This is a genomic window from Methylomonas sp. BG-2 (assembly GCF_057766305.1).
On sequence record NZ_JBYMAP010000181.1, the window covers coordinates 1 to 8,222 of the forward strand.

General features: G+C 57.0%; 8 protein-coding genes. 7 read left to right on the forward strand and 1 reads right to left on the reverse strand.

The features are described 5' to 3' along the window. From cydB to dapD, 7 genes are all read left to right on the forward strand, one after another. Positions 1 to 722, forward strand: a 722-nt coding sequence (gene cydB, locus AC3B8H_RS15615) for a cytochrome d ubiquinol oxidase subunit II (RefSeq protein ID WP_488442470.1), incomplete at its 5' end; no start/stop codon positions are given. Between the two features lie 87 nt (positions 723 to 809). Then, the gene (locus AC3B8H_RS15620; RefSeq protein WP_488442471.1) at positions 810 to 1,388 is read left to right on the forward strand and encodes a DUF502 domain-containing protein; all 579 of its coding nucleotides are present in this window, start codon (positions 810 to 812) and stop codon (positions 1,386 to 1,388) included. A gap of 39 nt (positions 1,389 to 1,427) precedes the next feature. Then, positions 1,428 to 1,919, forward strand: a complete 492-nt coding sequence (locus AC3B8H_RS15625; RefSeq protein ID WP_488442472.1) for a CinA family protein — start codon at positions 1,428 to 1,430, stop codon at positions 1,917 to 1,919. A 93-nt stretch (positions 1,920 to 2,012) separates the two neighbouring features. Next, positions 2,013 to 3,971: a sensor domain-containing diguanylate cyclase gene (locus AC3B8H_RS15630; protein WP_488442473.1), complete on the forward strand. Its 1,959-nt coding sequence runs from the start codon at positions 2,013 to 2,015 to the stop codon at positions 3,969 to 3,971. A gap of 83 nt (positions 3,972 to 4,054) precedes the next feature. Further along, positions 4,055 to 4,837, forward strand: coding sequence for a M48 family metallopeptidase (locus AC3B8H_RS15635; protein ID WP_488442474.1), 783 nt, complete (start codon positions 4,055 to 4,057; stop codon positions 4,835 to 4,837). Further along, the gene (dapC, locus tag AC3B8H_RS15640; RefSeq protein WP_488442475.1) at positions 4,837 to 6,078 is read left to right on the forward strand and encodes a succinyldiaminopimelate transaminase; all 1,242 of its coding nucleotides are present in this window, start codon (positions 4,837 to 4,839) and stop codon (positions 6,076 to 6,078) included. Before AC3B8H_RS15635 ends, dapC begins: the two co-directional genes overlap by 1 nt. Positions 6,079 to 6,166: 88 nt before the next feature. Further along, positions 6,167 to 6,985, forward strand: a complete 819-nt coding sequence (dapD, locus tag AC3B8H_RS15645) for a 2,3,4,5-tetrahydropyridine-2,6-dicarboxylate N-succinyltransferase (RefSeq protein ID WP_488442476.1) — start codon at positions 6,167 to 6,169, stop codon at positions 6,983 to 6,985. Between the two features lie 115 nt (positions 6,986 to 7,100). On the opposite strand, the gene AC3B8H_RS15650 is transcribed toward dapD, so the two are convergent. Continuing rightward, on the reverse strand, positions 7,101 to 7,808 hold the full coding sequence (locus AC3B8H_RS15650) for an aldose epimerase family protein (RefSeq protein WP_488442477.1): 708 nt from the start codon (positions 7,806 to 7,808) through the stop codon (positions 7,101 to 7,103). Between the last annotated feature and the right edge of the window lie 414 nt (positions 7,809 to 8,222).

An 8,222-nucleotide genomic window follows, 5' to 3' on the forward strand; every position in this document is an offset into this window, starting at 1 on the left:
AATGGGACCGGGGCCTGTTTCTGGGCGCGCTAGTGCCGACGTTTCTACTCGGCTTGATGGTAGGCAACCTGATCAAAGGCATTCCGTTTCATCTGCAAAGCGACATGCGGATCGCATTGCTCGGCAATTTGGGCGGTTTGTTCAACCCGTTTTCCATGTTGGTCGGCGCCGTCGCGACCTCGGCCGCGACCAGTCTCGGTGCGCTTCGCTTGCAATTACACCCCGATACGGCAATCGCCGAGCGCGCCAAAGCCCTCGCGCTGCCGTTGGGATTGGCCTTTTTGAGCCTGTTCGCCTTGACCGGGCTGTGGATCACTCATCTGGAGGGTTACCACGTCACCACCGACATCGCACCGCTGGGGCCTTCCAACCCGCTCAGCAAATTCGTCAAACGCGGCGACGGCCTTTGGCTGGACAATTACGAACACGAACCCGCGCTGATTGCGATACCCGCGCTGGTTTTTATCGCCGGGATCGCGATGCTGATCTGTTCCCGCCGCGATCAGGCGTATTGGGCCTCGCTGGCCGCCGCGGTGGCGATAGCCATGCTGGTGCTGACGGCGGGCGTATCGCTGTTTCCGTTTTTGGCCCCGTCCAATATGTCATTGAACAGCTCGTTAACGCTTTGGGACGCGAGTGCCAGCGAAGCCGCGCTGCGCGCGCTGCTGATTCTCGGCGGGATACTATTTCCGTTGATGGCACTTTCCAGCCGCTGGCGCTAGCTGAATCCAATCAGTTTGTATCGCTCGAACAAACCTGATAAAACCTTAGTTTCCTGACAACTATAACGACAAAAAGGTAGGCGCAAAATGAAGAAAGTCCTGAACCACACTCTGATCGGCGTGCTGGCGTTCATTCCGATCATGGTCATCGTCCAAATCGTGCTGTTCGTCAAGGACCGGCTGACCGATTTGTTTCAATTCGTTTACGGCTATTCGGACAACTATTTGGTGACTTTCCTGCTGTTCGCCGCCAGTTTCGCGACGATCACCTACGTCGGCCATCGGGTCAGCCTGGGCCGGTTTTCGATTATCGCGATGTTCGAACATCTGATCGAGCGAATTCCATTGCTCAGCACCATCTATCGAGTCACCAAAAAACTGGTCAACATGATTGCCGGACATCAGCTTCAGGAGCCGCGCGAAGTGGTTTACGTCGAGTACCCCAAGGAAGGCATTTGGGTACCGGCCTACGTGACCAACAAAACCGACGACCGTTACGTGTTGTTCGTGCCGACCTCGCCCAACCCCACCTCGGGCTTCGCGGTCATCGTCCACGAGTCGAAAGTGATTAAATCGGAAATGAGCATCGAACAAGTCACTAGCTTCATCATCAGCGTCGGCGCCGATTTCGAGAAAGTCACCGAGATCAAAAAGCTGCCGAGTTAAACCGCTTCACCGACAGCCCTCGCCAAACCTCGGGAAACCATGACCGACGACACCGAAGCCCTCGCGGCTGGTTTGGGCGCTGCCTTAAAACGGCGGGGCTGGCGCATCGCCGTCGCCGAATCCTGTACCGGCGGCGGGATCGCCCATGCCATTACCGAGGTCGCCGGCAGCTCGGAATGGTTCGACAGAGGTTTCGTGACCTACAGCAACGCCGCCAAAGTGGAGTTGCTGGGAGTGCCGCGGACCACGTTGGACAGCGTTGGGGCGGTCAGCCCGGAAACCGCGCTCGCGATGGTAGCCGGCGCGCTCAGTCGTAGCCAAGCCGATTTGGCAGTAGCGGTCACCGGCATCGCCGGCCCCGGCGGTGGCACCCCGGACAAGCCGGTCGGCCTGGTGTACATCGCGTTACAAAGCGGCGACCAACCGGCTCGTTGCCAACGTCAACAATATCAGGGCAACCGCCGCGATATTCGTCGGCAAACCGTGGATTTCGCGCTGCAATGGGCGTTACAAACCGCCACTCTGACTTAGAAATTCCGGAGCTTTCGCGCAATTTGTAGGAATTTGCTTACAATTCCAGAGACTTCATCCGTTTAATGCGCCCGAATCAGTGATCAACCCATCATGACTATCGTTCCGGTACTACAAACCTTTTTCGGAAACGCCAGCCTCGATCGCCGGCGTTGGTGGGGACCGGTCACCGTCGGTATCGCTTACTATCTGGGCGCGGTGCTGGGCGTCAAGGCCTCTGTGATGTCGGAGGGGATCGCGATTTTTTGGCCGCCGAACGCATTTCTGCTGGCGGGATTCTTGCTGAATCCGCCAACAATGTGGCCGGCCTACGCCCTGGCTACGGTTCCGGCCGAGATTGCCGCCGATCTGCCGACCTTCCAATTGCATCAAGCCTTGATGTTCGCCGCCGTCAACATTCTGGAAACGCTGATCGCCGCCAGCTTGATTAAGCTCGTCTGCCGCTGGCCGTTCAAATTGGATACCCTTCGGCAAGTCGCGATGTTTGGTCTATTCGCTCTGATCGTGGCCAGCGGCGTTGCCGGCCTGTTGGGCGCCGCGGTTTACGTGACGACCTCGGCCGATACAGTCTCGTTTTGGAGCGAATGGCGTATCTGGTGGTTTGGCGACAGCCTGGGGCTGTTGACGATCACCCCGGTGCTGCTCGGCTGGCTGCAGGTACAATCGAATTTGTGGGACACGCCGCCCGCCGACAGGCCGCTCGAAGCCGCCTTATTGCTGGTGGCCACGATACTGGTCGGCTTATGGGTTTTCTCGCTGCCGGACTATCTGACGACCCGTTATCCGGCCAGCCCCATCCTGATGTTGCCGCTGACGATCTGGGCCGCGGCCCGCTTCGGACTGCGCGGCGCCGCTTCCCTGAATCTGCTGATCGCTATGATCGCTATTGCCGGCACGGTTGCCGGTCGCGGCCATTTCATGTCGATGAATCAAGCCGACAATGTGCTTCGCTTGCAAGAATATCTGGCTTCCTTGGCATTTTCATCATTGGCGCTTGCCGCGCTGCTGCAAGAATTACGGCAACAAAACGTCCGTCTGCGCGCACTCAGCCGGGCCGTCGAAACGGTGCATGCCGGCATCGTCATTACCGATCCAACCAGCCCGGACAACCCGATCATCTACGTCAACAAAGGCTTCGAAGCCATCACCGGCTACCGCCGCCGCGACGCCATCGGCAGAAACCCGCGCTTCTTGAAAGATCCCGGCGTGGATGAGGACAAGATTCAGGCGTTGCGCAACGCGATAGATCAACATCAGCGCATAAACTGTACGCTACGCAATCGCCGCAAGAACGGCTCCCTGTTTTTTAACCGGATGACGATAAACCCGGTTTTGGACGACACGGGGCGAGTCAGCCATTTCATTGGGGTTCAACACGACGTCACCGACATCGTGGTCGGCGAACAAGCCCTGCGAAACGCCCACCGCCAATTGGAGCTGATTAACCAGGATCTGGAAAATCGCATCGAACAACGCACCCGTGAGTTGAAATCGGCCAACGAGCAACTGGCAAAGCTGGCCGCCACCGATCCGCTGACCGGCGCCTATAACCGCCGCCACTTCATGACGCAAGCCAACGCCGAACTCAAACAGGCAAACCGGCACGGCCGAACTCTGTCGTTAATCGCTCTGGACATTGATCATTTCAAACAGATCAACGACCATCACGGTCACGGCGTTGGCGACCGTATTTTGATCATGTTGACCGAAACCGTGACGCCGATTTTACGGCCGCGCGACTTATTCGCCCGTTTCGGCGGCGAGGAATTTTGCGTGTTACTGCCGGAAACCGGCGCCAACGAAGCCAGCGCAATCGCCGAACGTCTGCGAGCCGCGATCGCCGACTTGAGTTTCTCGCTCGTTAGTGCCGGGCCGATTCACTTTACGGTCAGCGCCGGCGTCGCCGAATGCCAACCCAATGCCTACGATATAGACACCTTGCTGGAATTGGCGGACCGCGCGATGTACGTTGCCAAGCAAGCCGGTCGCAACACCGTCAGAATTCATTCGCCCCTGCAAGCCCCGCCCCGCCCGGAGCCCGAACCCGCCTGAAGCCCTAGCAGCCAAAAAGCTGCCACTCCGATGCGCCGGTTGGGCTAAAATGCCGCCTCTGTTTCTGCAGCGGAAGTTTCGCGATGTTGAAAAAAACCTTGTTCACGATCCTCGCCGGTTTGCTGGGCGCCTGCGCCACCAGCCCAACCGGCCGAACCCAGTTCATCTACATGCCAGACAACCAGGTCGATCAAATGGGCTTGCAGGCGTTCGACAGCATGAAGAGCAAAAACCCGATCAGCCGTAACGCCGGTTACAACCATTTCGCCCAATGCGTGGCGCTCGATCTGACCCAGCAGACCCGCGGCCAATGGGAAGTGGTCGTGTTCGAGGACGAAACCCTGAACGCATTCGCGCTGCCCGGCAACAAGATCGGCGTGCATACCGGCTTGATCAAACTGGTCGACAACCAGGACCAACTGGCGGCGGTAATCGGCCACGAGATCGGCCACGTCTTATCCAGACACAGTAACGAACGCCTGTCGCAGGAAACCGCGGTCAACACCGGCTTATCGATGGTCCAGGCCGTCACCCAACCGCAAACCGCATTGGGACAAACCGCGCTGGGCTTGCTTGGCGTCGGCGCCCAATACGGGGTACTGTTGCCCTACAGCCGGGTGCATGAAACCGAGGCCGATACGATAGGTCTGGATTTGATGGCTAAAGCCGGCTTCGACCCGCGCCAAAGCATCAATCTGTGGAAAAAAATGGACCAAGCCTCGCAAGGCGGCCAGCCTATCGAATTCATGTCCACCCACCCCTCGCACGGCAGCCGCATCGATAATCTCAACCAACACATGAATCACGCCGTCCAGCTTCAGCAGCAGGCCAGAAGCCAGGGCAAACAGCCGCATTGCGCCAAGTAATGAATCCGCATTTATCGCAATTACATCCCTATCCGTTCGAAAAGCTGGCGACGCTCAAACAAGGTGTGGTTCCGCCGGCCGACAAGGCGCACATTGCGCTGTCGATCGGCGAACCGAAACACGCCACGCCGCATTTCATTCAGGAAGCGCTGCTACGCCACTTACACGGCCTAACGCTCTACCCGACCACCAAAGGTTTGCCGGAATTCCGCCAGGCGATCGCCGACTGGACCTGCCGCCGCTTCGACATTTCCGCCGGCGGCGTCGATGCCGAGACTCAGATACTGCCGGTCAACGGCACCCGCGAGGCCTTGTTTTCGTTGGTGCAAGCCGTCGTCGACCCGGCAGAGAAGCCGGTCGTGGTGATGCCCAACCCGTTCTACCAAATTTACGAAGGCGCGGCCTTGCTGGCCGGGGCCGAGCCGTATTATCTGAACACCACCGCCGAAAACGGCTATCTGCCTGATTTCGACAGCGTGCCGGAGGCGATCTGGCAACGTTGCCAATTGATATTCATCTGCTCGCCCGGCAATCCGACTGGCACGGTATTGTCGCGGGCCGACCATCTGAAGTTATTGGCCTTGGCCGAAAAGTACGATTTTGTCATCGCCTCCGACGAGTGTTACACCGAGCTTTACGACGACGAAGCCCATCCGCCACAAGGTTTGCTACAAAGCGCTTACGCGGCAGGCAACACCGATTTCAAACGCTGCGTCATCTTTCAAAGCCTGTCCAAGCGTTCCAACGCGCCCGGCCTGCGGTCCGGCTTCGTGGCCGGCGATGCCGAGGTTCTGAAAAATTACTTCAAATACCGCACCTACCACGGTTGCCCAATGCCGGTGCCGACCCAGCACGCCAGCATCGCCGCCTGGAACGACGAAGAACACGTCAAACACAACCGCCAGTTATACCGCGACAAGTTCACCGCGTTCATCGACATCTTAAAAGACGTTTGCGAAATCAGCCGGCCGCCGGCGAGTTTTTACGTCTGGCTGAAGACGCCGCTTGATGACGACCTCCAGGGATGTAGGAAGGGCAGCAAGTTGCCGGGAGCAACTGCTGACACGGAATTCGCCCAAAAACTGTTTGCCCAGCAGAACATCACGGTGCTGCCGGGCAGTTATTTATCCCGCGACAGCGGCGGCGTCAACCCCGGCACCAACCATGTCCGCATCGCCTTGGTCGCGCCGATCGAGGAATGTGTCGAGGCCGCGCGGCGCATTAAAGAAATTTTAAAATAGGTTCAAGGTTCAAGGTTCAAGGTGCAAAAAACACCCTGGCCTTGAGCCTTTGGACCCTGTACCTTGAACCTTGTACCTACGAGACCCCATGTCAAATCTGGAAACCATCATCAACGACGCGTTTGAAAATCGCGCCGAAATCAGCCCGTCCACCGTCTCCGCCGAAGTTCGTAACGCGGTCAACGAAGCGTTGAACCTGCTCGACAAAGGCCAAGCTCGCGTCGCCGAGAAAAAAGACGGCGATTGGGTGACCAACCAATGGCTGAAAAAAGCCGTGTTGCTGTCGTTCCGCATCAACGAAAACAAAGTCATCGAAAGCGGCGACGTGCGTTACTACGACAAAGTGCCGACCAAATACGGTCAATACAGCGAAGCCGATTTTGCGAAAGCCGGTGTCCGCGTGGTGCCGAATGCGGTGGCGCGTTACGGTTCCTACATCGCCCCCGGCGCGATCCTGATGCCCTCTTACGTCAATATCGGCGCTTACGTCGACAGCGGCACCATGGTCGATACCTGGGTGACCGTGGGTTCTTGCGCGCAAATCGGTAAAAACGTGCATCTGTCCGGCGGCGTCGGCATCGGCGGCGTTTTGGAACCGCTGCAAGCCAACCCGACCATCATCGGCGACAACTGCTTCATCGGCGCCCGCTCCGAAATTGTCGAAGGTGTCATCGTCGAAGACAACTGCGTGGTATCGATGGGTGTCTACATCGGCCAAAGCACCAAGATTTTCAACCGGATGACCGGCGAAGTCACTTATGGCCGCATCCCGGCTGGCTCCGTGGTAGTCTCCGGCAACCTGCCGTCCAAGGACGGCAGCCACAGCTTGTATTGCGCGGTGATTATCAAGCAAGTGGACGAGAAAACTCGCAGTAAAACCGGGATTAACGAGTTGTTGCGGGATTGATCGGCCGTGTTGGTGGATTGCCTATCGGCGAATCCACCGGATTGAACGAAGGTCTGCATCACGCGGAGCCTCGATAGAGGCTTCGCCGAGCCACCCGGCATCGCCAATGCGGGACCTAAACCGATTGGGTGGCGTGTATCCTAAACGCCATCGCGAACTCCTCCCCTTTAGATAAGCTGAACGGCGCGGGTAAGCCGTCCGCGCCGAATGAATCACCGATAATCGGCTCGATGCACACATACTCGGCGCTGTTATCGCTCCATACCCCATACGCCAGACAAAGCCTATCCGGCGGCGGCGACAACTTGCAGGTCATCGTCACGGAATAATTCGCGGTACGGATTTTTGCGGACTCCGCCGGCGATACCGCTCGGTGAACTTGTAAGCGATCGTGCGGCATCGTCGCAGTCTCGATGCGCGTGACACCAATATCGATAACACTGTCCGACGACACCGAAAAATAGGGATGAAACCCCGGCCGGAGCCAAGCAACATCCGATAACGCGCGAATACGGCTGGTAACCGTCAAGGTCTTTCCGCCCAATTCGGCATGTTCCGCCCAATCCGTGGCCACTTCAACGCTACCCCAGTCGGCATCGACCGTACCTGCCAATGTTTTCCGGTGCGGCAAGACGCTATCGCAGGGCGTAACCCGGTATTCGCCATGCTTGATTGCAAAAGGCGGCGGCAATGCTTCGAAATTCGGTATGCATAAATAAACACCGCCACGTGAACCGCCATCCTGCTTATTTTGCAACGGAGCAATGATGTCGGTCTCTGCCAACAGCCAATCGATTAATGTGCCTGTTTCGTTAAAGTTCATGGTTAACAGCGTATCCTTTTTCAATGTGTAATAAATTCAATCTTATAGCTATAATTAAACAAGTTCTCTGGCCAGCCCGTTCGCCCTCGGCGGACCATTAAATTAAAATCGTTGCGCTTTTAACGGAATAATTTTTCGCCTACCAGCGCCACGAGAAAAACGCCGACGAGGCTCTGGTGATTTCCGCATCAATGAAGGAGAAGATAGTACGAGCCAAACATGGCATATCGTCTTAATATCGACTCTCCGCTGAAACCCACTTTAGACGAACCAGAATTGCAAAAAACCGATTTAAATAGACCCAAGAAAACAAAACATTAAAACACAATGTCACTCTCAACGCCGACAAGGGCTAAATAATGAAATATTGTTTTTTTTCACCGTCGTATCGCGGTGACCTGGACCGGATTGTCA

Coding starts and splice junctions, on each gene's coding strand:
- AC3B8H_RS15620 (WP_488442471.1), top strand. CDS start 810: ATGAAGAAAGTCCTGAACCACACTCTGATCGGCGTGCTGGCGTTCATT.
- AC3B8H_RS15625 (WP_488442472.1), top strand. CDS start 1,428: ATGACCGACGACACCGAAGCCCTCGCGGCTGGTTTGGGCGCTGCCTTA.
- AC3B8H_RS15630 (WP_488442473.1), top strand. CDS start 2,013: ATGACTATCGTTCCGGTACTACAAACCTTTTTCGGAAACGCCAGCCTC.
- AC3B8H_RS15635 (WP_488442474.1), top strand. CDS start 4,055: ATGTTGAAAAAAACCTTGTTCACGATCCTCGCCGGTTTGCTGGGCGCC.
- dapC (WP_488442475.1), top strand. CDS start 4,837: ATGAATCCGCATTTATCGCAATTACATCCCTATCCGTTCGAAAAGCTG.
- dapD (WP_488442476.1), top strand. CDS start 6,167: ATGTCAAATCTGGAAACCATCATCAACGACGCGTTTGAAAATCGCGCC.
- AC3B8H_RS15650 (WP_488442477.1), bottom strand. CDS start 7,808: ATGAACTTTAACGAAACAGGCACATTAATCGATTGGCTGTTGGCAGAG.